This is a genomic window from Flavobacterium psychrotolerans, from assembly GCF_003097635.1.
GTDB classification, from domain to species: domain Bacteria; phylum Bacteroidota; class Bacteroidia; order Flavobacteriales; family Flavobacteriaceae; genus Flavobacterium; species Flavobacterium psychrotolerans.
In genome coordinates, this window is sequence record NZ_QCZI01000005.1 from 1 (window position 1) to 25,763 (window position 25,763).

At 36.2% G+C, this 25,763-nt stretch carries 23 protein-coding genes; 11 read left to right on the forward strand and 12 right to left on the reverse strand.

Annotated features, from left to right (window positions below):
• Positions 1 to 305: 305 nt before the first annotated feature.
• The 10 genes from DB895_RS05040 (at position 306) to acs (ending at position 11,899) form a co-directional block, all read left to right on the forward strand.
• On the forward strand, positions 306 to 842 hold the full coding sequence (locus tag DB895_RS05040; protein ID WP_116724277.1) for a hypothetical protein: 537 nt from the start codon (positions 306 to 308) through the stop codon (positions 840 to 842).
• A gap of 269 nt (positions 843 to 1,111) precedes the next feature.
• Entirely contained in the window at positions 1,112 to 1,531 is a 420-nt protein-coding gene (locus DB895_RS05045; protein WP_166426934.1) for an IS1/IS1595 family N-terminal zinc-binding domain-containing protein, read from the forward strand.
• Positions 1,532 to 1,634: 103 nt separating this feature from the next.
• Positions 1,635 to 2,891, forward strand: a complete 1,257-nt coding sequence (locus DB895_RS05050) for a hypothetical protein (RefSeq protein WP_116724279.1) — start codon at positions 1,635 to 1,637, stop codon at positions 2,889 to 2,891.
• 24 nt (positions 2,892 to 2,915) lie between these two features.
• On the forward strand, positions 2,916 to 4,451 hold the full coding sequence (locus DB895_RS05055) for an MFS transporter (RefSeq protein WP_116724280.1): 1,536 nt from the start codon (positions 2,916 to 2,918) through the stop codon (positions 4,449 to 4,451).
• 12 nt (positions 4,452 to 4,463) lie between these two features.
• Positions 4,464 to 4,694, forward strand: a complete 231-nt coding sequence (locus DB895_RS05060) for a DUF6814 family protein (protein WP_116724281.1) — start codon at positions 4,464 to 4,466, stop codon at positions 4,692 to 4,694.
• A gap of 100 nt (positions 4,695 to 4,794) precedes the next feature.
• Positions 4,795 to 4,989, forward strand: a complete 195-nt coding sequence (locus tag DB895_RS05065) for a hypothetical protein (RefSeq protein ID WP_116724282.1) — start codon at positions 4,795 to 4,797, stop codon at positions 4,987 to 4,989.
• Entirely contained in the window at positions 4,982 to 7,687 is a 2,706-nt protein-coding gene (locus DB895_RS05070) for a sensor histidine kinase (RefSeq protein WP_116724283.1), read from the forward strand. Before DB895_RS05065 ends, DB895_RS05070 begins: the two co-directional genes overlap by 8 nt.
• Before the next feature lie 3 nt (positions 7,688 to 7,690).
• Positions 7,691 to 8,053, forward strand: coding sequence for a response regulator transcription factor (locus tag DB895_RS05075; RefSeq protein WP_116724284.1), 363 nt, complete (start codon positions 7,691 to 7,693; stop codon positions 8,051 to 8,053).
• Positions 8,054 to 8,071: 18 nt separating this feature from the next.
• On the forward strand, positions 8,072 to 9,973 hold the full coding sequence (locus tag DB895_RS05080) for an acetate--CoA ligase (protein WP_116724285.1): 1,902 nt from the start codon (positions 8,072 to 8,074) through the stop codon (positions 9,971 to 9,973).
• Between the two features lie 18 nt (positions 9,974 to 9,991).
• A complete protein-coding gene (gene acs / locus DB895_RS05085; RefSeq protein ID WP_116724286.1) occupies positions 9,992 to 11,899 on the forward strand; it encodes an acetate--CoA ligase in 1,908 nt (635 codons plus the stop codon).
• A gap of 179 nt (positions 11,900 to 12,078) precedes the next feature.
• On the opposite strand, the gene gcvT is transcribed toward acs, so the two are convergent.
• The 8 genes from gcvT to DB895_RS05125 form a co-directional block, all read right to left on the reverse strand.
• Complete coding sequence (gene gcvT / locus DB895_RS05090) at positions 12,079 to 13,161, reverse strand: glycine cleavage system aminomethyltransferase GcvT (protein WP_116724287.1); 1,083 nt, start codon at positions 13,159 to 13,161, stop codon at positions 12,079 to 12,081.
• Positions 13,162 to 13,399: 238 nt separating this feature from the next.
• Complete coding sequence (locus tag DB895_RS05095) at positions 13,400 to 14,527, reverse strand: HlyD family efflux transporter periplasmic adaptor subunit (RefSeq protein WP_116724288.1); 1,128 nt, start codon at positions 14,525 to 14,527, stop codon at positions 13,400 to 13,402.
• Between the two features lies 1 nt (position 14,528).
• A complete protein-coding gene (locus DB895_RS05100) occupies positions 14,529 to 15,776 on the reverse strand; it encodes an efflux RND transporter periplasmic adaptor subunit (protein ID WP_116724289.1) in 1,248 nt (415 codons plus the stop codon).
• 2 nt (positions 15,777 to 15,778) lie between these two features.
• Positions 15,779 to 17,035 (reverse strand): TolC family protein, encoded by a 1,257-nt coding sequence (locus DB895_RS05105; RefSeq protein WP_116724290.1) that lies wholly within the window; start codon positions 17,033 to 17,035, stop codon positions 15,779 to 15,781.
• Positions 17,025 to 18,947 carry an efflux RND transporter permease subunit gene (locus DB895_RS05110; RefSeq protein ID WP_116724291.1) on the reverse strand — a complete coding sequence of 641 codons (1,923 nt, stop codon included), beginning with the start codon at positions 18,945 to 18,947 and terminating at the stop codon, positions 17,025 to 17,027. Before DB895_RS05110 ends, DB895_RS05105 begins: the two co-directional genes overlap by 11 nt.
• A gap of 1 nt (position 18,948) precedes the next feature.
• Positions 18,949 to 20,238 (reverse strand): efflux RND transporter permease subunit, encoded by a 1,290-nt coding sequence (locus DB895_RS05115; RefSeq protein WP_116724292.1) that lies wholly within the window; start codon positions 20,236 to 20,238, stop codon positions 18,949 to 18,951.
• A 68-nt stretch (positions 20,239 to 20,306) separates the two neighbouring features.
• Positions 20,307 to 20,552, reverse strand: coding sequence for a heavy metal-binding domain-containing protein (locus DB895_RS05120; RefSeq protein ID WP_116724293.1), 246 nt, complete (start codon positions 20,550 to 20,552; stop codon positions 20,307 to 20,309).
• A 90-nt stretch (positions 20,553 to 20,642) separates the two neighbouring features.
• Positions 20,643 to 21,287, reverse strand: coding sequence for a heavy metal-binding domain-containing protein (locus DB895_RS05125; protein ID WP_116724294.1), 645 nt, complete (start codon positions 21,285 to 21,287; stop codon positions 20,643 to 20,645).
• A gap of 331 nt (positions 21,288 to 21,618) precedes the next feature.
• On the opposite strand from DB895_RS05125, the gene DB895_RS14190 reads away from it, so the two are divergent.
• On the forward strand, positions 21,619 to 21,816 hold the full coding sequence (locus tag DB895_RS14190) for a hypothetical protein (RefSeq protein WP_133242645.1): 198 nt from the start codon (positions 21,619 to 21,621) through the stop codon (positions 21,814 to 21,816).
• A gap of 106 nt (positions 21,817 to 21,922) precedes the next feature.
• Here DB895_RS14190 and DB895_RS05135 read toward each other — a convergent pair whose 3' ends face one another.
• The 4 genes from DB895_RS05135 to DB895_RS05150 form a co-directional block, all read right to left on the reverse strand.
• Positions 21,923 to 22,708, reverse strand: a complete 786-nt coding sequence (locus DB895_RS05135; protein ID WP_116724296.1) for an RMD1 family protein — start codon at positions 22,706 to 22,708, stop codon at positions 21,923 to 21,925.
• 216 nt (positions 22,709 to 22,924) lie between these two features.
• The gene (locus DB895_RS05140) at positions 22,925 to 23,344 is read right to left on the reverse strand and encodes a hypothetical protein (protein WP_116724297.1); all 420 of its coding nucleotides are present in this window, start codon (positions 23,342 to 23,344) and stop codon (positions 22,925 to 22,927) included.
• A 342-nt stretch (positions 23,345 to 23,686) separates the two neighbouring features.
• Complete coding sequence (locus tag DB895_RS05145; protein ID WP_116724298.1) at positions 23,687 to 23,944, reverse strand: zinc ribbon domain-containing protein; 258 nt, start codon at positions 23,942 to 23,944, stop codon at positions 23,687 to 23,689.
• A 277-nt stretch (positions 23,945 to 24,221) separates the two neighbouring features.
• Positions 24,222 to 25,739, reverse strand: coding sequence for a trypsin-like peptidase domain-containing protein (locus DB895_RS05150; protein ID WP_116724299.1), 1,518 nt, complete (start codon positions 25,737 to 25,739; stop codon positions 24,222 to 24,224).
• Positions 25,740 to 25,763 lie beyond the last annotated feature (24 nt).

The window sequence follows — 25,763 nt, forward strand, 5'->3', positions numbered from 1 at the left end:
CAAGATACTGAATTTCAGTATCTTGACCAATATCTAGCCAATATTTTCTACTTCAAATAATTACACCCAACGGGTTAGATTTAATAACAAACAATATGTAAAAATTAACAAAAAAACAAATATTTTTTTTTAACTTTACTATGGAGTATTTGGTTATAAGTAACTGTTTTTTAGTTACTTGTGTATCGTTTAAAATGATAAAATGAAGTTTAGGTAGCTATTGGTGAGGAAAATAATAAAACTTAAAATTCATTTAATTATAAGACATTTTCAAAATTGAATATTAATTTTTAATCTAAATTATCATGAAATCATTTGTTATAGCTTTATGTATGTTAGGTTTAACTCCTAATTCCTATTCTCAAGTGGATCAGGGAGGAGTTTCAGGCAATGAAAGTCTTAAAACGATAGAATTACCAGAAGTTGTTGTAAGACGTGCCGGAAAAGATTTTTCTGTTTATATGCCTGATAGAGATGCGGTTTTGGGTGTTAAACAACTCGAAAAAGAATTTATTGGGTATAAACTTGGAAAAGAATATCAGGGTGAGGATTCCTATTTGGTAATTATGAATTCTAAAAAAGGTACTTTGACAGCCACTTACAATGAAAATGGAAAACTAACAAGCGTGGTTGAAAATTATAAAAACATAAAACTTCCTGGTGCTGTTATTTATTCCATTTACAAAACATTTCCGGGTTGGAAAATTGTCAATGACAAATATCTATATTCTCAAAAAGAGGGCGATATTGTCAAAAAACAATATCATGTTAAATTAAAAAAAGATAAAAAAGTGAATAAAATAATTGTACATCCCAATGGAGAAATCCTGAAAGGGGGGTAACTAAAGCGTTGTTGTGTTCATAGTTTATTCGATAAAAAGGGAAAAGGTTTTGTTTTGAAAAAGACAAAGCCTTTTTCTTTTTTCGTGAAATCAGCACTTTAAAATCACTTGGAAGTTTTCAAAACGGAATTAAATAAAATGAATATCTCTGGTTATAATCTAACGATATCCTAATATAAATGCGTACTCCGCAATAATTAATTTAAATTTTTATGAAATATGTTTTTATATAAATGCTAAATTACTATATTTATGCTAAATTTATATATATGGAGATTTTAACCTGTCCAAAATGCCAAGGTAACCAGATTGTAAAAAGTGGCGTGATCAACAACAAACAAAGGTATTTGTGTAAAAAATGTAAGTATTATTTTACTGTCAATAAAATAGGGAAGAAGATTGATGATTACTATGTGACCAAAGCTTTGCAATTGTATCTGGAAGGATTAAGTTACCGTGAAATTGAACGTATAATAGGGGTTTCGCATGTAACAATCAGCAACTGGGTGAAGGCATTTCATATAAAAAAACCATCACACGCTAATTACCACCCTACCTATAAGATTTTTAATCATTTGGAACTGGTAGAATATATAAAAAATAAAGATTTACTCTCAGGGGCGGGTATGATTATTACGGAATTGGGGGACAAATTTATGCTTATAAAATGGGAACGTTTTAAAGATTAACTATAGTATTTACATTTATATATATCAATATTTTTTTATTAAACAAAAAATTAGAATTTGGCTCCATAATAGCAAAACTATTATAAACCAAAGACTAATTTTTATGAAAAAAAGTTACATCATTCTTTTGATTGGAATTATTTCTATAAAAGGATATTCCCAATCAGCAACAACGCCTCCCATAGAAAAGGAGTGGGATGTTAGTATTTATGGCTTTGTGCGTACGGATTATATATTAGATACCAGAAAAACGGTACAAGTAAGAGAAGAAAATCTAAATTTATATCCGTTAGATGAAGTTTTAGACGCTAATGGAAAAGATATCAATAAAACAGTACAATCTAATTTTCTATCCGTCACTTCAAGACTTGGTGTGAAAGCGAAAGGACCAAATGTATGGGGTGCAAAAACGTCGGCAGTTTTAGAAGGCGATTTCTTCGGGAATTTAGAAGGTTCCACCATCGGTTTGTTCCGATTGAGACATTCTTATGTAAATTTAGAATGGTCAAAAACCACCTTAACGATGGGGCAAACTTGGTATCCCCAATATATACCCGAAGTATTTCCAGGAGTTGCCAATTTTAATACGGGTATTTTGTTTAATCCATTCGGCTGGGCAACTCAAGTAAAATTGAAACAAATGTTGAGTAAAGAGCTATCATTGACATTTGTAGCCTATAAAGAAAGAGAATTTACAACACCTGGGCCGGGAACACAAAATTCAGCATCTATTAATTCAGCTTTGCCAACTATTCACGGTCAAATTCAGTATAAAGGAAAAAACGTTTTAATGGGACTTGGTTCTGAATATAAGTCACTTCAGCCTTTAACCGTTTCAAATGCTTTAGCAACGAGTGAAAAAGCAATCAGTTCATCAATTTTTGGATTTGCAAAATATTCAAACGATAAAATAGCCATTAAAGCGTATGGGATTTCTGGTGGGAATTTGTACAATCTTGTTATGCTTGGAGGCTATACTGGGAAAACGATAACGGGTGGAGTCGAAACATACGATCCGATAAAAACGACAGCTTTTTGGTTTGATGTTTCCAGTAACGCAAAATCGATTGCTCCAGGAATCTTTTTTGGATATACCAAAAACAATGGGTCTAGTGACGATAGTGCCACTGCAACATACATAAATTACATGAGAGGAGTGAGCGGAACAAGAGTTGTTGATAAAATTTGGAGAGGTTCTACACGAGTTGATTTCAAGAAAAATAAATTTAGAATTTCACCAGAACTGGAATATACTGTTGCAACGTGGGGCGATTTAATCAAAAACAATGCTACAGCAAGCACCAATAAAAAAGACGTAAATAATTTTAGAGCCATGGTCTCATGTGTCTATTCATTTTAATCCACTAATTAAAAGTATAATTTTATGACAAATAAATCAACAAAAGGAATTTGGAAAGTAATTTCCGCATCCTCAATGGGAACAATGATTGAATGGTATGATTTCTACATCTTCGGAAGTTTGGCCGTAGTAATTTCAACAAAATTTTTCCCTGCCGATAACCCTACAGCGGCCTTTTTGGCAACACTGGCCACTTTTGCAGTAGGATTCGTAGTTCGCCCATTTGGTGCTCTTTTCTTCGGAAGGTTAGGGGACTTGATTGGAAGAAAATATACCTTTATGGTTACATTACTATTAATGGGCGGAGCTACGTTTTTAATAGGTTGTATTCCTAGTTATGAAACCATCGGATTTATGGCACCATTACTAGTCTTATTATTACGAATGCTTCAAGGGCTTGCTTTGGGGGGTGAATATGGAGGTGCCGCAACGTATGTGGCCGAACACGCACCTGTAGGACAACGCGGGTATTGGACTTCCTGGATTCAAACTACGGCAACCGTTGGTTTATTTATTTCATTGATGGTTATTTTAGCTACAAGAAACATTCTTACTCCGGAGCAGTTTGATACTTGGGGTTGGAGAGTTCCTTTTTGGGTGTCGATTATCATGGTTGCTATTTCCTATTTGATTAGAAAAAACATGGATGAATCTCCTGTTTTTGCAAAAGCCAAAAGCGAAGGCAATACCAGTAAAAATCCATTGAAAGAAAGCTTCGGAAATCGGTACAACTATAAATTTGTTTTATTGGCTTTATTTGGAGCCACAATGGGACAAGGAGTGGTTTGGTACACCGGTCAATTCTATGCCATGAGTTTTTTAAAAACCGTAATGACAATCGATTCCTCACAAGTAGATACTTTATTGGGAATTGCATTAATATTAGGAACTCCCTTTTTTATTTTCTTTGGATGGTTAAGCGACAAAGTAGGTAGGAAATACATTATGATGGGAGGAATGCTATTGGCTATTTTGTTGTACAGACCCATATATAAAACGATGTACGAAACCACTTCGGTAAAAAACAAAACCGAAATAGTTGAAAAAACTAAATTACTGGCTGAATTAAAAGAAAACAAAAAACAAATCATGGATTCTATCTATACTTCAAATAAAGAGTATACAGATGGAACTACATTACTCGAAGTAAAAACGGTGTCTCTAGAAAACGGAAAAGCCCTGATAGTTGACGGAAAGCCAAAAACAGAAGTAAAAACTACCATCAATATTAATTCGAATGACAGATGGATTTTGATCTTTTTAGTATTCGTTCAAGTTATATTTGTAACGATGGTTTACGGTCCTATTGCTGCTTTTTTGGTAGAAATGTTTCCTGCCCGAATCAGGTATACATCCATGTCATTGCCTTACCATATCGGAAACGGAATTTTTGGAGGCTTGCTTCCCGCTATTTCAACGTATTTGGTAATTCATGGTAAAGATGCGGGCGATGCTGAATACTATTTAGAGGGACTTTGGTATCCTATCATCATTGCATCGGTTTGTTTTGTTATTGGGATGATTTATATAGACAATAAAAATAAAAATACTCACGTTTAAAAATAATTAGCTATGAATCAGTTAAAAAGAGCTTTAGGAATGGTTTGGATAGCACTGTCAATTGCTGCGGCCTATTTTTGTGTGTTCGAATTTGGATTGCCAAAATTTGTATCCGGCAAACAAGAAGATTTAGTATTCGGAATAATTATCCTTTTTGTGCTTACTCCATTGATCGTCATCGGGTTGGGAACCTTTGGATACTATGCCTTAATGGGAGAATACGATAAACCAAAACACAAATAGTTAAATTATATAAATAATAAGCAATCTCTACATTTATACAGTAGAGATTGCGTATTTTTATTTTGATATCAAATCCCAAAAAAGCAAATAGTATCCAACTATGAAAAAGAGACACGAAGAAAAATTGGTTATCCTTTCAATGCTATTGTTATTGGCATTGAATGTTCCTCTTTTACTTTTATTTGATAGTTCTAAACCTCTTTTTGGGTTACCTGTTATTTATATTTATGTCTTTTCGGTGTGGTTGTTTTCAATTGCCGTTACGTACTTAATCATAAATCGATATTATGAGTAGTATTGGACTTTTATTGATATTGGGCATTTATTTATCTCTCCTTTTTTATACTGCTTATTGGGCGGAGAAAAGAAGCCATTCTAAATGGACGAATAATGCCTATATTTATTCTTTTTCATTGGCCGTATATTGTACCGCCTGGACTTTTTTTGGAAGCATTGGAGTTGCCGCAGATTCAGGTTTAAGTTACATTCCAATTTACTTAGGGCCAGTGTTTATCATTCCAACTTGGATGATTCTTCTCCGAAAAATTGTTCGAATTTCCAGAGTGAATAAAATCTCCAGTATTGCCGATTTTATTTCATTGCGATACGGCAACAGTCGGTTTCTTGGGGCCTTGGTAACAGTTATTTGTGTTTTTGGTATCTTGCCCTATATTTCATTACAGTTAAAATCCATATCCGAAACTTTTCATATTGTCACAAAAACCCCGTCGAGTTCCAATACGTTTACAGACACTACAACTTATGTTTGTTTAGCATTGGCATTATTTGCCTCGTATTACGGAACCCGCTATGTAGATGCCTCCGAAAAAAGACGCGGAATTGTAACCGCTGTTGCCATGGAATCAATACTAAAACTGGTTTTCTTTTTAATCATTGGGATTTATGTAACGTATTTTGTTTATGATGGTTTTGGAGATATTTACAACAAAGCAGCGATTCTTGAGAATTTTGACAAAAAAAACTCCATTGGAGATGTGACCAATGGAATCAATTGGTTTTTTCTTTGCTTAGTTTCCATGTTCGCCATTTTTTTGTTGCCAAGACAATTTCATACGGCCATTGTAGAGAACAATAAAGAAGCTCATATCAAAACGGCCATGTGGTTGTTTCCCTTGTATCTATTGCTTTTCAACATTTTTGTTTTCCCAATTGCTTGGGGAGGAAATATTCTGTTTCAAGGAAAAGGGCTCAATTCAGATACGTATTCATTGCTAATTCCACAGTTTTTCAACAATAATTTCTTAACGGTTTTGGTTTTCCTTGGGGGATTTTCGGCAGCCATTTCCATGATTATAGTTTCCTCTATTTCACTTTCTACCATGTTGACCAACAATTTGCTAATTCCGTATGGATTCATAGGTTCGCTTCAAAATGTTTCACAAGAAAAAAATAGTAAACGAATTGTACGCAGTAGAAAAATAGGAATTTTTTCACTCATCATTATAGCCTATGCCATCTATAGGATTTTCATTTTAGATTATTCATTAGTATCCATAGGATTGGTTTCTTTTGTGGTTATTGCACAATTGGCTCCTGCTTTTTTTGGCGCTTTATTTTGGAAAAGAGGTTCCAATAAAGCGGCAGTTGTAGGCATTATCCTTGGATTTGTGGTATGCATCTATACATTGTTAATTCCTTATGCTATTGGAATTACAAGATATACCAGCCAATTTATACAAGAAGGCCCTTGGGGAATTGAAGTATTAAAACCATTTCAGCTTTTTGGATTAGATTATTTAGAACCCATTCCTCACGCTGTTTTTTGGAGTTTGTTTTTCAATCTCATGAGTTATTTGTCCATTTCAGTAAGTTTTAAAGGGAATTACAGAGAACGAAATTATGCCGAAATGTTTGTGGATATCGATACTTATATCACCAATCATGAAGATGCTTTTGTATGGAAAGGGACTGCTTATATTGCTGATATTAAAAATGTTTTGCTGCGTTTTTTAGGAGAAGAAAGAACAAAACGTGCGTTGTCTTTATTTAATTTAAAATATAATATTGATAAAAATGCAACAATGGCCGATGCACGATTTATCAAATTTGCCGAAAATTTATTAACGGGTCATATTGGTACGGCTTCCGCCAAAATACTCATATCTAGTGTAGTTAAGGAAGATAAAATTTCTTTAATTGAAGTGTTGCACATTCTGGAAGAATCCAAGGAAAACATTTTGGTAAACAAAAAGTTAACGGAAACGTCCAATGAATTAAAGAAAATATCAACGCAACTAAAAAATGCCAACCAAGAGTTAGTGAATAAAGACCTGCAAAAAGACGAATTTCTGGATACGGTTACCCATGAGTTGCGTACGCCAATTACAGCCATTCGTGCGGCAAGCGAAATTCTACATGACGATGATGAATTGCCGGAAGAATTGAGAAAAAAATTTCTGCAAAATATCATTTCCGAATCCGATCGATTGAATCGGTTGATTGATAAAATACTTGATTTGGAGAAATTTGAAACGGGTAAACAAAAGATTTATCTGTCTAAAAACAATATTTCAAAAACGGTAGAAAAGACGTTAGATTCTCTAAAACAATTAATCAAGAATAAAAATATAATCGTCGAATTTACTGAGGCTTCCAAAGAAATAAAAGCTTTTTATGATGAAGAAAGAATCATTCAGGTCATTCATAATTTGCTTTCCAATGCCATAAAATTTTGTTCGAAAACGGAAGGGAAAATTACCATTAAAATAATAGAGAACAAAGATGTCGTTGAAGTAAGAATTCACAACAACGGCAAAGAAATAAATGAAGAAGATTTTGAAGTCATTTTTGATAAATTCTATCAATCAAGAAATCAAAATGTAAAAAAACCAATAGGAAGTGGGTTGGGATTAGCAATATCCAAACAAATCATCGAACACCACAAAGGAAAAATATGGGCAGAAAACACAGAACCGGGTGGCGTAACATTCACTTTTGCATTGCCCAATTATAATACAAACGAAACGAATTAAAAGATGAAAAAAATTTTAATTGTAGATGACGAACCCAACATTGTGATGGCATTGGAATATACTTTCAAAAAAAACAATTTTGAAGTATTTATTGCCCGTGACGGACAAGAAGCTTTAGATATTCTAAAAAAACAACTGCCAGATATTATCATTCTAGATGTAATGATGCCAATGGTAGACGGTTTTGCAACTTTAGAACAAATAAAAAAAGAAGAACGATTAAGACACTGTAAAGTTATTTTCCTTTCCGCAAAAAACAAAGAAAAAGACATAGAAAAAGGGCTGTCATTAGGTGCAGATTTATACGTAATTAAGCCATTCTCGGTCAAAAAATTGGTAGAACAAGCAAATGAATTAATTCAATAAGAAATAAATCAACAAAAAATGAATTATAAAGAAATTTACCAGAAGAGTCTCCATCAACCCGAAGCATTTTGGGCTGAACAGGCCAAAGCAATCGATTGGTACAATACTCCTTCAGTCATATTGTCTGAGGACGAAAATGGATATCCGCTTTGGTTCAAAGATGGGGAGTTGAATATTTGTTATCTCGCACTAGACAAGCACATTCAAGATGGTTATGGGGAACAAATTGCCATTATATATGATTCGCCAGTGACACAAAACATTAAAAAATACACCTTCAATGAAGTCAAATCAGAAGTGGCACGTTTGGCAGGAGGTTTAATTTCACTGGGACTAAAAAAAGGAGATACGGCTGTGATTTATATGCCGATGATTCCCCAAGCGGTTTTTGGGATGTTGGCCTGCGCCAGAATAGGTGTCACCCATTCCGTGGTATTTGGCGGTTTTGCCCCACATGAATTAGCCATTAGAATTGACGACTGCAAACCCAGAGCAATTATTACGGCTTCTTCCGGAATTGAAATTGACCGATTAATTGCCTATAAGCCTTTAGTGGACGAAGCGATTGCATTGGCAAATCATAAACCCAAAAAAGTAATCGTTTTCAATAGAAAATTGGGTGCCCGGGTTCCCTTTAAAAAATACGATGTCGATTATGATGCCCTAGTTTACGGATCGGAAGAAGTACCTTGCGTTCCCGTAAACGCAACACATCCCTTATATGTGCTTTATACATCTGGGACTACGGGAAAACCAAAGGGAATTGTAAGAGATACAGGAGGTTATGCTGTGGTACTTAAATATTCAATGCAGTACATTTATGGAATTAAAGAGAATGAAGTTTTCTGGGCGGCTTCGGATGTGGGTTGGGTTGTTGGGCATAGCTACATAGTATATGCGCCATTAATTAATCGAAATACGACCGTGATTTTTGAAGGGAAACCCATCAGAACTCCTGATGCCAGCACTTTTTGGAGGGTTATTGAACAGCACAAGGTAAACGTAATGTTTACGGCACCAACAGCCATTAGAGCCATTAAAAAAGAAGACCCCAACGGAGAATTTATAAAACAATACGATTTGAGTTCTTTAAAAACCCAATTTCTCGCTGGAGAACGTTGTGATTTGGCCACATTAGAATGGTATTTGGAACACATTCCTGTTCCCGCAATCGACCACTGGTGGCAAACGGAATCAGGCTGGCCAATGGTTGCCAACATGATGGGGATTGAAAAACCAATCATCAAACCGGGTTCTGTAGGGAAGGCCGTTTGCGGATATGATATTAAAATATTTAATGATAAAGGGGAAGAATTAAGTCAAAATGAGGAAGGGTATGTTGTAATAAAATTACCTTTGCCCCCCGGAACTTTAATAGATTTGTGGAAGGATACTCCGAGGTTCAAGGCGGGTTATTTGAACAAATTTCCAGGCTATTATTTTTCTGGTGATGGAGGATATAAAGACGAAGAGGATTTTATTTTCATCACCGGCAGGGTTGATGACGTGATAAATGTAGCGGGACACCGACTTTCCACCGCTGAGATGGAAGAAATTGTTGCTTCTCATTACTCGGTTGCAGAATGCGCTGTAATCGGAATCAATGACGAATTAAAAGGACAGATTCCGTTGGCTTTAGTTGTCAATAAAACGGGGGACGAAATTGAACATTTTCAATTGGAACAGGAAATTGTTAAATTAGTGCGTCAGCAAATAGGGGCAGTCGCGTCCTTGAGAAATGTTGTTATCGTGCAAAGATTGCCTAAAACACGATCGGGTAAAATTCTCAGGAAATTAATGCGAACCATTGCCGACGGTGAAAATGTTCAAATTCCGTCCACCATTGATGACGAGGATATTGTTGAGGAAATCATTGCGGTTTTAAAAAAATACGAAATAGGAGTTTACAATAAAAAATAAGAATTAATAAAAATAGTTATGAGTTATTATAAAATTGACAATCTGGAACAATACTTTAAGCACTACAACAAATCCATTCGGGAACCAAGAAAATTTTGGGGAAAAATTGCTTCCGAAAATTTCACTTGGTATCAAGAGTGGGAAAAAGTAATGGAGTTTGATATGGCCGAAGCTAAAATTAAATGGTTTATTGATGCCAAGGTAAACATAGTTAAAAACTGTATCGACAGACATTTGGCAAGACGCGGTACTAAAACGGCCATTATTTTTGAACCGAATGATCCAAACGAAGAAGCGCTGCATATTAGTTATAATGAATTGCATGAGCGGGTTTCAAAAATGGCGAATGTACTTCGTGAACAAGGCATTCAAAAAGGAGATCGAGTTTGTATTTATTTGCCCATGATACCTGAATTGGCAGTTTCTGTTTTGGCGTGCGCCAGAATTGGAGCTATCCATTCCGTAGTTTTTGCCGGTTTTTCTTCTTCTGCAGTGGCAACCCGAATAAATGATAGCGAATGTAAAATGGTCATTACTTCTGACGGGGGATATCGAGGTAATAAAACAATAGATTTAAAAGGGATTGTTGACGAAGCGCTAGAAAAATGTCCTTGTGTTGAACAAGTTTTGGTAGTCAAAAGAACCAACACCGCTATAAAAATGATGGAGGGACGTGACCAATGGTTGCAGCCCCTTTTAGACGATGCTTCAGACAATAATGTGGCTGAAATAATGGATGCTGAAGACCCTTTGTTTATTTTATACACTTCCGGTTCAACCGGCAAACCAAAAGGAATGGTGCATACAACTGCGGGCTATATGGTCTATTCCGCTTATACGTTCAAAAATGTTTTCAACTATGAAGAAAATGATATCTTTTGGTGTACCGCCGATATTGGTTGGATTACAGGACATTCCTACATCCTTTATGGTCCATTATTGAATGGCGCAACAACTATAATTTTTGAGGGGGTACCATCGTATCCCGATTTTAGTCGTTTTTGGGAAATTATCGAAAAACACAAAGTGACCCAATTCTATACGGCTCCAACGGCCATTAGGGCTTTAGCGAAAGAGAATTTAGAGTTTGTACAAAAATATCCATTGGCATCATTAAAAGTGATTGGTTCTGTTGGAGAACCCATTAATGAGGAAGCTTGGCACTGGTATAATGACCACGTAGGAGGAAAGCGTTGCCCTGTTGTTGATACATGGTGGCAGACGGAAACGGGAGGTATCATGATTTCTCCAATCCCGTTTGTCACCCCAACAAAACCAACATACGCATCTTTGCCTTTGCCAGGAATTCAACCGGTGTTAATGGATGAAAAACGAAACGAGATAGAAGGCAACCAAGTTACAGGTAGTTTATGTATCAAATTCCCATGGCCGGGTATTGCAAGAACCATTTGGGGTGATCATAAACGCTATAAAGAGACTTATTTCAGTACATTTCCCGGGAAATATTTCACGGGTGATGGCGCTTTGCGAGACGAAGTAGGCTATTATAGAATCACAGGGCGTATAGACGATGTGGTTATTGTTTCAGGTCATAACTTGGGTACAGCTCCAATTGAAGATGCCATAAATGAACACCCAGCGGTTGCAGAAAGTGCTATTGTAGGTTTCCCACACGACATTAAAGGAAATGCGTTGTATGGTTTTGTAATCCTTAAAGAATCCGGAGAATACCGTGATAGAGAAAACTTAAGTAAAGAGATCAACCAACATGTGTCTGATCACATTGGACCTATTGCCAAATTGGATAAAATTCAGTTTGTTACCGGTTTGCCTAAAACACGTTCCGGAAAAATCATGCGTAGAATTCTTCGTAAAATAGCCGAAGGGGACTATTCTAATTTTGGAGATATTTCAACGTTACTAAATCCTGAAATTGTAGAGGAAATCAAGAAAGGAAAACTGTAATATTTTCGGCGCAATTTTCATTTTTATTCCAAGCTGGTGCCAATTAGCTTTGAGGGGTTATTAACCTAAAAATGATTGTTGCGCCGATTTTTTTTAATTTTTTACCATGTTTTAAAAGCAACAGGAATCAGCCTACTTCCAAGAATCTTAGCGGTTCATTATTTCAAGAACTAACCCACTTATTTATTATAAAAGGGCAATTTTACTACTTTGGCAGGAACATCATTTTTCCGGATTCGGATAAAAATATCACTACCTATAGTACTATGTTCCTTAGTCACATAACCCATTCCAATTCCTTTGTTCATCGTTGGAGACATCGTTCCCGAAGTCACAATCCCAATGGCAGTTCCCGCAGCATCCACAATTTCATAATCGTGTCTTGGGACTGCGCGTTCCTGCATTTCAAAACCAACCAGTTTTCTGGAAACGCCCGCTTCTTTTTGTTTTTTCAGGTTTTCAGAATTCGTGAATTCCTTGGTGAATTTGGTAATCCAACCCAAACCAGCTTCAATTGGCGAAGTGGTATCGTTGATGTCATTTCCGTACAAACAAAATCCCATTTCCAATCGCAAAGTATCTCTCGCAGCCAAGCCAACAGGTTTGATTCCGTATGCTGCTCCGGCTTCAAAAACTTTGTTCCAAATGGTTTCCACTTCCTCATTCTTGCAGTAAATCTCAAAACCACCAGAACCAGTATAACCCGTTGCCGAAATAATTACATGTGGAAACCCAGCAAAATCACCCACTTTAAAATGGTAATAGGGGATAGCCGACAAATTTACCGTTGTCAACGCTTGCATGGCTTCTACCGCTTTTGGTCCTTGAATGGCCAATAGAGAATAGTCATCCGAAAGGTTTTTCATATCAACACCCAAATTGTTATGAGCCGAAATCCAATCCCAATCTTTATCTATATTAGAAGCGTTCACGACCAATAGATATTGTTCGTCTTTCATTTTATAAACAAGTAAATCGTCCACGATTCCACCGTCATTATTTGGCAAGCAAGAATATTGCGCCCTGCCTATAGTCAACGTCGAAGCATCATTAGAAGTCACTTTCTGAATCAAGGACAATGCATTGGATCCTGTAAGCAAAAATTCCCCCATGTGTGATACATCAAAAACCCCCACACTGTTACGAACAGTATCATGTTCAGCATTCACGCCCTCATATAAAATTGGCATATTGTATCCGGCAAATGGAAGCATTTTGGCCCCCAAACTCTCGTGTATGTGTGTTAATGCAGTATTTTTCATGGTGATTTTAGGTGTAAAATTCGAGTTGCAAATTTATCGATTTTATTCCGAGTGGCAATAGTTTTGTTCCCAATTTGTATGCTGCAATCGCTAATTATAATAACGGTTTTAGTCTTTCAAAATATTAATAACAAAGGGATAAAACAACGGTTTAAAGAACAAAATGATTTGCCATCGTTAAGGAAAAAACATAGTGGAGCGTAATAATCAATTTAATGGATACAGTCCCAAATTGTAACTACATCTTCATTTTTTCCATTGGGTCGCTTCCTTTTCTAAAAATATATTCGCTGTTTATGGCATAGGCACCCGTAATCACCACTTTTTTTGAAGGATCGATATCCGATTTTATTTCAATCATTCCGTTGGTTTCTATGCCTGTTTCTACCATGAGGTTTTCAAAAACACCCGGCCTTTTTTCGACCCAGATGTAGGAGGCATTTTCTTCCCGGATTACCGCATCAATGGGAATAAATAGTCCTTTTACATTGGGCTGCGATAATTTTGCAATGGCTTGCATTCCGGGTTTTAAAAGCAAATTTTGGTTGGGAATTTCCATTCGAATTAGGAGCAATCCAGAATCTGGATTGATTTCCGGATTGATGAAGGTCACTTTTGCATTTATGGTTTTATCGGGATAATCGGCAAATGAAACGGCAGCATTCTGACCCATTTTTAGATTTTTAGATTGGTTCACGCTTACCTGCGTTTCGAGCCAAAGACTGTTCAAATCAGCCAATTTAATTATAGGAGAACCTTCCATTACGGCACTGCCTTCAGTAGCCATTATTTCTGAAATAGTTCCGCTTGAAGTGCTATAAAAAGTGGTGCTTGGCGATACTTCCGCCGTTGTTTTGATGCCTTCAATTTGGGCATTGGTCAAACCAAAAAACAGCAGTTTCTGTTTGGCGGCAATGAGCATATTTTGGGCATTTTTTCCAAAATCACCAGGCATGGCCAGTTGTTTGTACGCAGTGAAATAATCTTGTTTGGCAACGGCGATATCTTCGCTGTACAATTCATAAACGGGTTGATTTTCAGAAACATAATCCCCTACAGTTTTGAAATGCAACTTTTCGATTCGTCCCATTGCCCTTGCCGAAAGGGTCTTGATCTTTTCCTGGTTAATGGTCAAAACACCCGTGTAAGTCTCTTCCAAACTGCTTTTTGTTTCCGAAATAGTTTGGGAAGTGATGTTACCCAATTGAATTTGTTGCTTACTCAAACTTATCTCGTTTGAAGTGGAATCATTCGTTTTTTCTGGGCTGTTTTGACTGTTTTTTGTTCCCCCTTCGGGGGCTAGGGGGCTCTTGGTATTGCAACCTATAAGAAAAACGATTAATGGTACATAAAATAATGTTTTCATATTATTCGGTTTTAATGAAGCTTTCGCTATCAATTAAATAGTGTGCGTTTTCGGCTAGGGTATCTTGAACGGAAATACCATCTGTAATCTGGACAAAATCGCTCCTTTCCATTCCCGTTTTTATAGCTTTTGCTTTGAAGCCATTCCCCATTTTTAGAAACACTATTTTCTGGGTTCCAATGCTTACCAATGCTTGTTTTTGCAGCCAAATTCCCTTCGTTGGATTGGTTTTCACGACGCCTTGCAATCGCAAACCAATGGGTAATTTCAGTTTAGTATTGTTCAAATAAACCCGAATTCTGTTGGTTTTATCCGTTGGATTGAATTGGGTTTCGATAAAATTTATTTGGGCGTTGATGGCTTCATTTTTATCCAATTCAGTTGAAATTCGGATGGATTGGTTGGTTTTAATTTGGCTGTTATACTCTTGGCTCACATTAAAAATGCCCCAAACTTTATCAGTATTCAACAGTTTAAAAACGGTTTGATTTTTTTTGATGTAATCGCCTTCTTTAACTGATAGATTTTCTGTGGTTGAAGGTGCATTTTGCATGGTTGCATTGGCACTATTGGACATGCTTTCCGTTCCTGAAATAATTCCGGAAGCGGGGCTGTAAATGGAGATTGTCGGGTTTGCGCTTTTGGTCGAAATCAAGACGTTTATTTGATACGCCGTCATTCCATAAAGCAATAACTTTTGTTTTGAGGCTTTGATAATCGAACCATTTTCGGCATCATTGGAAATTAAATAGATAAAATTTTGCTGTTCCGTCAGTAATTCCGGGCTGTATAAATCAAACAGTTTTTGCCCTTTGTTTACCTTTTGGTATTTATAATTCACATACATTTTTTCAATTCTGCCGCTTATTCGAGCAGAAATGGTTACAGAGGAATTTGGGTCGTACTCCACGATGCCGGGCAAAGTTATTTCACTGCCAATAATAGTGTCTTTTGCGGTCGTGGTTTTATAATTCCCGACGATAAAATTATCGGTGGGTTTCAAAAGATTGTCAATTGATTTGCTATCTATAGCTTGATTTTGAATCATTTTTTTCACCAAAGTCATTCCGCAAATGGGACAATTGCCGGGTTTGTCCCGAATGATTTGAGGGTGCATCGAACAGGTATAGACTTCGGTCTGATGGGAATTTTTGGAACGATTGTTTGACTTTTTCACATAGGAATAGATTGCCAATCCAATACCGAAAATCACAATTACTGCCAAACTATTTTTTAAATATCGGTTCATGATTAGTTGGTTTCCAGTTGTTTTTCGATTTCCACTTGCGTAATCAAAATGGTTTGCAATTTATCCAACGCGTCCATTTGTGCCATATTCAATCCTTCCCAAGCGTCAAGCACCACAAACAAATCGCCGGTGTTGTTTTGCCAAGCCAAAATTGCGGTGTCGTAATTTTTTCGCAAGGCCGGAATAATATTTTTCTCGGCAATTGCATACTGCTTTTTCAGGTTCGTCAGTTCCGTATTCATGCCCGAAATCATTCCTGTGGCTTCATTCAAGATCATTTGTTTTTGCCAATTGAGGCTTTCATTTTTGATCTGGAAACTGTTTATATTGGCCTTGTTCATTTTTGATGACCAAGGAGCAAAAGGAATATTGACCATAAGCATTAGGGAGAATTGTTGTGGCTGTTGTCCAAAGGCAAACATGTGATCGTATTTCACTCCAAATTCGGGCAATAATTTTGACTTTTCGGCTTCCGTTTTTAGTTGATTTAGGGCGATTGTTTTTTCGATAGCTTTAACATCGCTTCGGTTTTTTGAAAGCGAGATGGTGTCTGATAATATTCCATTAAAATCATTTAATTTATAGGTTTCGTCTATGTCAAAAGCGGTATTTTTATCTCTTGCCATCAGGGTGTTAATCATAATTCGTTTTTGGGAAATGTCATTTTGCAACATCACAATCATGCTTTCTAATGTGCCGTATTGCGATTTTGCTTTGTAATAGGTGGGTAATTTATCCATATTATATTGGTAACGAATCTCCATGCTTTTAATCATGTAGTCTAAAAGCAGCAGATTATCATTGGCAATTTTTATCCTTTTGTTTAAAACCAGCCATTGGTAATAATTCGTTTTTGCCAGTGCCTTCAGTTGATTTATCGTGTAGTTTTTGTTTTCGGCTTCGACCGAAGACATGGCATTCATATACTTAAAATCGGCATTAAGCTTGGAAGAATTGGGTATCATTTGCGTTATACCCACCATATAATTTCCCATTCCGAGTCCCATTTCATTAGCCGTCCACATTTTGATATTATAAGGGGTCATGAAAAAACCGGTACTCACTTGCGGTGCCATCCAGCTTTTGGCACCATTTGCCGCCGCATCCATACTTTGAATATCGGCATCGTACATTTTTAATTGCGGATTATTGGATTTGATATTCGTCAAGACGGCATCTAACGAAAGTGTCTGTGCCACTACATTGGCATTGCCTAAAATCAAACAACTTATGACGAAATATTTTATACTATTTTGCATCGATGAGATCTATTTTTCCCTTTGTTCTTAGTTCGCGGAGTTTTACCATTTCGAATACGACAGGGGTTACTAATAATACATAAATTGTGGAGGTGATGGTGCCGCCAATGAGTGGAACCGTGATGGGCAGCATCACATCGGCGCCGGTTCCTGTTGCCCAAAGAATAGGTACCAATCCGAATAGCGAAACTGAAACCGTCATTAGTTTTGGTCGTAATCTTTTTGCCGAACCTTCAATAATATACTGCCTTAAAATTTCCTCGGTAATAGTTGCTGCACTGTTTCCGTGTTTCGCGACCATTTTATTCATGGCCTCATTCAGATAAATGGTTATTAGCATGGCGGTTTCGACAGCCAAACCAAACAAGGCAATAAAACCAACCGCCACCGCCACCGATAAATTGATGCCATAAAAATAGACCATAAAAACGCCGCCAATTAAAGCAAACGGAACCGTTATCATTGTAATTAACGCTTCCTTCATGGAACGATAAGTGAAATATAAAATGAGAAAAATGATGAGGACAACGATAGGTAAAATCATACTCAATGTTTTGTTGGCTCTGATTTGGTTTTCCCATTGTCCGCTCCATTCCACATAATATCCTTTGGGCATTTTGGACATCATGGCGTTCAGTTTTTTCTGAGCATCTTTTACGGTACTTCCTAAATCACGTTCCCGAACGTTAAATAATACACTGCCGCGAAGCATGGCATTTTCGCTATTTATCATCGATGGCCCGTCGCTTATTTTTACATCGGCCACGGTTTCTAAAGGAATTGGGCCAAATTGCATCGTTTGCACTTGTAGTTTTTCCAGTGCTTCCAGACTGTTTCGGTATTCTTGCGCATATCGCGCATTTACAGAAAAGCGTTGCCTTCCTTCGATAGTCGTGGTTAGTTTCATTCCGCCAATGGCCGCTTCGACAACCGTGTTAATGTCATCAATGGTAAGTCCGTATCTGCCAATTATGTCTCGTTTTGGCACAATATCAATGTACTTTCCTCCGGTTATCGGCTCCGCATACAAATCTTTCACTCCAGCAGTTCCTTCAAGTGCTTTCTTGATTTTCTGCGATAACACGTTGATGGTGTCTAAACTTGCCCCATAAATTTTTATTCCCACATCGGTTCGGATGCCCGTAGAAAGCATGTTGATCCGATTGATAATGGGTTGCGTAAAACCATTGGTCACGCCGGGGATTTGCAGTTTGTTGTTGATTTCCGTTATGATATCATTCTTGGTTTTACCGGCTCTCCATTCTTGGTGGGGTTTTAGCAAAACAATAGTTTCAATCATGCTTATGGGACTATTGTCGGTTGCCGTGTTTGCCCTTCCTGCTTTTCCTAAAACATGGGCGACTTCTGGTACCGATTTTATCAATTTGTCCTGAACCTGCAAAATTCGTTTCATTTCAGAATTGGACACATCGGGCAAGGTTACCGGCATAAACAAAATGGAACCTTCATCCAAGGGAGGCATAAATTCAGAACCCAATCGAGTAAACATCAATACGCCAATCAATAAGGCAATGATATTGATGGCCAACACTGTTTTTCGCCATTGTAGACACAGCGTCAGAATGGGGGTGTAAATACTTTCCAGTTTTCTATTGATTGGATTTTTGTTTTCGGGACGAAGTTTACCTTTGAGCAAAAAGCTGATTAAAACGGGCGTTAGGGTAATGGCAAAAAAGGCATCGACAATGAGAATTAGTGATTTTGTCCAAGCCAATGGACTAAACAATTTGCCTTCCATTCCCGTAAGTAGAAATACGGGCAAAAAGGATGCGATTACAATTACGGTGGAATAAAAAACGCCAGGCCCTACTAATTTAGAAGACGCTTCGATTAGCTTCAGTCTTTCTTCAGAAGACATTGGGTCGGACTCTTTTTTGAATAGATTCTTCATTTTAAGTCAATTTTTGATTACTGTCCATTTCGTCCTGTCTTTCCGAAATTGTCCTATAAGCATTCTCTACCATTACAATTCCGTCATCTACCAAAACCCCAATGGCAAGCGCAATACCCGTGAGCGACATAATATTGGATGATATGCCAAAGGCTTGCAGAAATATAAAAGCTGTGGCAACAGATATTGGAATTTGTATCAAAATGATTAAGGCACTTCTCCAATGGAAAAGAAAAATTAAAATGACTAGAGAAACGGCAATCATCTCTTCTATTAAAGTTCCTTTAACCGATTCGATGGCTTTTTCTATGAGTTCGCTCCTGTCATAGGAAGTTTTAAAAGAAACGCCTTTTGGCAACCCTTTTTCGACTTCTTTCATTTTCAATTTTACTGCTTTTATCACTTTATCGGCATTTTCGCCATAGCGCATTACAACGATTCCTCCAACGGCTTCACCAGTTCCGTTTTGGTCAAAAATCCCCAAACGCAAGTCGCCTCCCATTTGTACCGAACCAATGTCTTTCACTCTTACTGGAACCGAATTATAATTTTTGATGGCGATATCTTCAACATCTTTTATGTTTTTGATATAGCCCAATCCTCTAACAATGTAGGACATATTGCTCATTTCGAATTTTCGCCCTCCCACATCATTGTTGTTCGCCTTGACCGAGTTCATCACTTCCATCATGCTGATATTGTAGTACTGCATTTTTAGGGGATCTAAAACCAATTGATACTGTTTTTCAAAACCGCCAAATGAAGCCACTTCAGCCACGCCAGGAACGGTTTGCAAGCCAAATTTCACGTACCAATCCTGCAAAGCACGCTGTTCTCCCAAATCCATACCGTTTGCTTCTAAAGTGTACCAAAAAATATGTCCGACACCCGTGCCGTCTGGTCCCATTGTTGGCACAACGTTTTGAGGCAGTAATCGTTGGGCATAATTTAATCTTTCCAATACACGGGTTCTCGCCCAGTAGGTATCTACATTATCCTCAAAAATGATATAGACGAAGCTCATCCCAAACATAGAAGCTCCACGAATGTTTTTGACTTTTGGAATGCCTTGTAGGTTAGAAACCAAAGGGTAGGTAACTTGGGCTTCTATAACCTGCGGACTTCTTCCCATCCATTCCGTGAAAACAATGACTTGATTTTCTGATAAATCGGGGATGGCATCAATAGGGTTTTGCTGAACGCTGTAAACTCCCCAAACAAATAAACTGGCTGAAACTAGCAGGATAACTAATCGATTTTTTAATGAGAATGTTATGATTTTTTCTACCATAATTTTTTGATATAATTAACTCTTCCAGTCCCGAAACTTCGGAGTAAAAGACTGAAAGGGTTAACTTTTTATTTAACTTCTTCAGTCAATTTCATTCCACATTTTGGACATTTATCGTTTAATTTCCCATGAACTTCCGGGTGCATCGGACAGGAATACACTTTTGAATCGCTATTCATCATTTTTGAATTATTACCCATCATTGTTGAATCATTGTTCATTGGAGTAGCACTTGTTGTTGCGTCTTTGTTTTTTTTGTTGCAAGAAGCCACCATTAAAGCCATTACGATTGTTGATAGGATTAATTTTTTCATTTAGTTTAATTTTTTTAGTGTCCAGTTTTATAAAAAATTTATTAAACCTATGAGATTTCAAAATCCCATAGGTAAATTTATTACTTTGAATTAATGTTTATGATTTTCTTCTTTTTTATCATCGTCAACTTTTGACATTTTCATACCACATTTTGAACATTTACCCGGTTTGTCGGAAGTTGATCCATCCATTTTGCAAACGTATTTTGTAACAACTTCACTATTTGCTTGACTTCCTTTTATAGTATGGTTGTAAATTCTTTCATTAGTTTTTACCATTTCCATTCCACATTTAGAACATTTACCAGGTTTGTCGGAAATTGACCCGTCCATTGAGCAAACATATTTTGTTACAACTTTAGTCCTAGGCTGGCTTCCTTTTGTAGCATGAGTATCCATTTTTTCGGTGGTTTTTACCATTTCCATTCCACATTTAGAACATTTGCCAGGTTTGTCGGAAATTGACCCGTCCATTGAGCAAACATATTTTGTCACAACCTTAGTCCTAGGCTGACTTCCTTTTGTAGCATGAGTATCCATTTTTTCGGTAGTTTTCACCAAATCCATACCACATTTAGAGCATTTTCCGGGGCTTGATTTCATCTCGTCAGGATGCATTGGGCAAGAATAAATTGTTTTTTCCATTTCTTTTTTTGGAGTTGTTGTAACTTCTTGAGCTGATGTTACTGTACTGACGGCTAAGAATACGCTTAGTACGATGATTAATTTTTTCATTTTTTTTATTTTTTTAATTAATATGTTAAAGTTATAAAAATTAGTAGACTTAACCACTTAGAGATTACACAAATAACCGCTAAATATTTATGGTACTTTTCTATAATCATCCTTTCAAAACAAACGGAATTATTAATTCAATTGTTTTAAAGAAGACAGAACTATGGCTGTGAAGATTGGAATTTAGCTTATTTTAGGAGGAAGCCAAACGGAACGGAAACCAGAAGAAATAAAGGCTTCATCGTTATGATTTATTTTTTTATCCGAAGAAAAATTAAAGCACATTGACTTCAACTTTGTTTCAAAAGGGATAACTATGCTATTATGAGAAATGGGACATTTACAGGAAGATGGATCACATTTCTTGCCACATCCATCATGGTTTTTCTCTTTTGAATTAGAGTTTTTTTCACAACAGCCCTTATGTGCTTTAGCCGATGTAATCTCCTTAGCACAACATTTTGAATTACATGCAAAAGCCACATTTGGAGCCATAAAGAATCCAAAAACAACGATTAATAAAATGTAATAGCTTTTCATATGCACGAAATGAGTAATCAAATATACAAAAAACAGAGAGGATTAATCACTAAATATTTGTTAAAATCTATACGGGAGATAAATTGTTATTCTGATTACCTGTGAAAAAATAAAGCGATCAGTATTTCGATAAGAATTAATATGATGACAATCCATTCTAAGCGTGAACTTTCCCTTACGTTTAAAACATCAGTAAAGAGTGTCAGATTATCTTCTACAATTTGCAGGCGATAATCTAGGTCTTTAAATCGCGTATTGATGTCGAAATTAGCTTTAAGTTGGCGATTTAGCAGGTCGAGTTCCTCGTGATCCCAAACTAGGTTAGGGTCGTCCAGAATATATAAATTGTCGACAATACTATTTTTGACATTCAATACTTTTCCAATATATTTAAGTAAATTGGTTTTAGATATACTGAGTTTACCGCGTTTTTCCAACTCGAGTATGTAGTGTTTTGAGGAAGTAATAAGTTCGTCCGTCAAAACTTCATAATATTCTAAAGCGACAGATTGTCCTGTGTTGAGCATAGCGATTCGTAATATCGAGGGATCAATTTGAGGAACAATAACATAATCATTTTTCACAATTATTTTGTGCAATGCCACATCGGTTTCAATTCGGTATTCCTCAAATAAATTCAGATCAACTAAAGTGGTCGCATAATTTTTTATAATTTTTATAAATTCGTCCTTAGCTAAAGGATCATAATTTGCAAAAACGACAACTCCATAGTCAAAAACATACAAGTAGCTACTAGTTTTTGTTATAGCGTAGAAAACCTCTGAAGTTGATCCAGAAAAGGCTTCAGTGTGGAATTCAGTACGGAATTTCTTTATGTTGAAAGATTCGGCAATTTGGATAGCTTCTATTTTAATTTGCATAACAAAAGTTTTTACACAAAAATAAAAAATCTAACGTGTAAATAATGTCACAAAAAAAAGTATTAGTAATTCTGAATCCTTTTAATTTTCTGATGTTACGATTTTTAAAGTATCTATGCTTAAGCCAATGACTACCCTGCGTTAGAAGTTATACTAAAACTGAATTTTTAACAAGAGTTAAATCGCATCTCATTCAATAATTTAGGCGATTCAACTCTAGTTTTTGTAAAAATCTTTAACATTGGCCAGAATTTGATTGGGGGACATTCCAGAGGCTGTCTCAACAGATTTTAGCTTGTGGAAATCAATCCATTTTTCATTGTATATTTTTTGTTCTAGTTTTGACTTGGTCTCAGCAGGACCAAAAATATAGAGTTCGTCTGATTCTTTAACTTGTGACAATACGTCTATTAAAAAATGGTCGAGTTGATTTTTTTTTTGTTCGTCAAATTTTGTTTCGTTGCCAGCATGACGATTCCTTGAAAAAGTTCCTTTACGAACTTCATCGTCATGATATATCCGATTTTCAATACCTGACTGAACTTCAGTTATATCTTCTATACCATCAAAAAGTGTTACTATGATTGCCTTGGAGGTATCAATCCAAACTCCGGTTTGTTTTTTCCAGTTTTTCATGTTTTTCAATTATTAAGTTAAAGTTTGATTAGTCAAAAAACAACACTACATAAAGTTACAAAAAACAATTAGACGACAATCGTAATATGTTCTTTTTATTGAAAAATAATTAAGTTATATTGATTCTAATTTTTTGTTTTTAAGGTAGTTGGGAATTATGTTATGGAAATGCGTTCCTTTCCAAATTCCTTCAATAATCTTTTGCTTCCCACAAAAAAATCTCAGTAACGGCAACATCTTCTCTCGTTAAGGAATATGTATTCGTCATTTTGAAAGGCTTTGCGACAGGTGTTATTTTTGTTGCGACATCGTTTTGTATTGGTGAATAAATTTAGATGGGTATTAACTTTTCCAGCGTTTTAACATAGGTAAAATATTAACTGCTTTTTGAATTGCATTTTCGTGTAATTCCAATTTTTTCATTTGGTTTTTAACGTTGTTTCTCATTTCATCCAAATTCATGTTTGAATCTTTGAAAGCGCCATTTTCATAACAATACTTGCAATATTCATTATTTTTCAAACCATTTTTTTCGGTTCCCTTTACTGCTTCTGTGTCAAGTGGCATTCCACAACTTTGACATAATATTTTATTTTCCATGATGTTTTTTTTGATTGTTACAATATTTTATTCATTATAAATTATTTTTTATCATACATGTCTTCTATCCATTTTTCATTGATTTTATCTCCTCATAACATATCAATATACTGCTTCTTTTCCAATAAATGAAAGAATCCTCTGATTTTGGCTTTGGTATACTGCTCGGCTGCTATCTTCTCAAAACATCAAATGAGCAGCATTTGATACAAGTATAAAAGTTTTTTTTCATCCATGGGTTTCCGTATTGTGTCTGATTGTAGCATGTAATTTGTTTTTACATGCCAAAAGCATAATAGTAAAAAGTTGGGTCGCCAGCATATTTTCCTTCCAGCATTATGCCGCCTCGTTGTGCTTCAACGGCCTCAACAAAGGACTTAATAGTAGTCACTGCTCTATTGTTGACTGCCATAATTATAAATCCTTCTCGTACCTTAGTTAATTGTCTCAGTTTTCCGTCGTAAAGTTTTGTGATTTTTAGCCCGTTTTTAATTTTATATTTTTTTTGGTCTTCATTATTGATCACAACGAGCTCAACTCCCAAATCCTTTAGCAAATCGGTGCTTTTGGTTTTTATGATTTTAGCAGTTTCTTCCTGTTTTTTGAGTATAGCTGTAAGTTCCTTTTTTTCATTTCCGTTTCTAATCAGTGTAATTTTCACTTTATCGCCAGGACGTTTTCGCATAATGATCTCCTGTAATTTGGAGGAGGTAGAAGTTTCCACATTATCGATGCTGATAATTACATCTTTTGCTTTGATACCAGCTTCTTTTGCCGCTCCGTTTGTAGCCACGCTGTCGACATAAACACCATTTGCACGGTCAATTTTTATCTCTTTTGCGATTTCACTATTCATGTCACGGATACCTATTCCTAAAACACCCCTGTGAACGGAACCAAAATTCATGAGGTCATTTGTCACTTTTTTTACAATGTCTACAGGAATGGCAAAAGCGTAACCCGCATAAACTCCTGTTGGTGTTGCTATGGCGGTATTGATTCCAATCAATTTTCCTTCCAATGTTACCAATGCTCCGCCGCTGTTACCGGGATTGACAGCCGCATCAGTTTGTATGAATGATTCGATGGCATCATGATCGCTAAGTATGTTGATGTTCCGGGCTTTTGCACTTACAATTCCAGCAGTAACAGTCGATGCCAGATTAAAAGGATTCCCTACCGCAACTACCCATTCACCGACTTCTATGTTGTCACTGTTGCCAAACATAATAAATGAAAGATTCTTTTCGTCAATTTTGAGTAGTGCAAGATCAGTTTGCGGATCAGTGCCGATAATTTTAGCCGTGTAGGAACGTCCATCGTATAAAGTTACGTTAATTTTTTCGGAGTCCTTTACCATGTGATTATTGGTGACAATGTATCCGTCAGGGGTCAGTATTACACCGGAACCGCTGCCAATTATTGGCTCGGATTCATATTGTTGAGATTTGGGAATTTGGAATTTAAATTGTTTGAAAAAGGGCTCATCTTTAAAAAAATCTCTTAAAGGATCAGGGATATTATAAAAATCATTCCCATTTTCATCCCGATACATTTGTGGTTTAAAAGTACATTTGATGTGAACCACACCAGGTGTCGCTATCTTTGCGGCCAATTTGAAATCGACATTACTCGTATAAGAAATTTCATCAGGGTTTTGGGTAGCATTTTTCTGAATAGTTCCAATATCTTTTTCGGATTTCTTATCCTGTGCTTGACATCCATGGAACAATAGAAGCGTAAACAACCAACAAATTCCTAGACCTTTCCAATTCCTTTTTTTAAATGTTGTCATGACTGAAATGGTTTTTATTAAAAT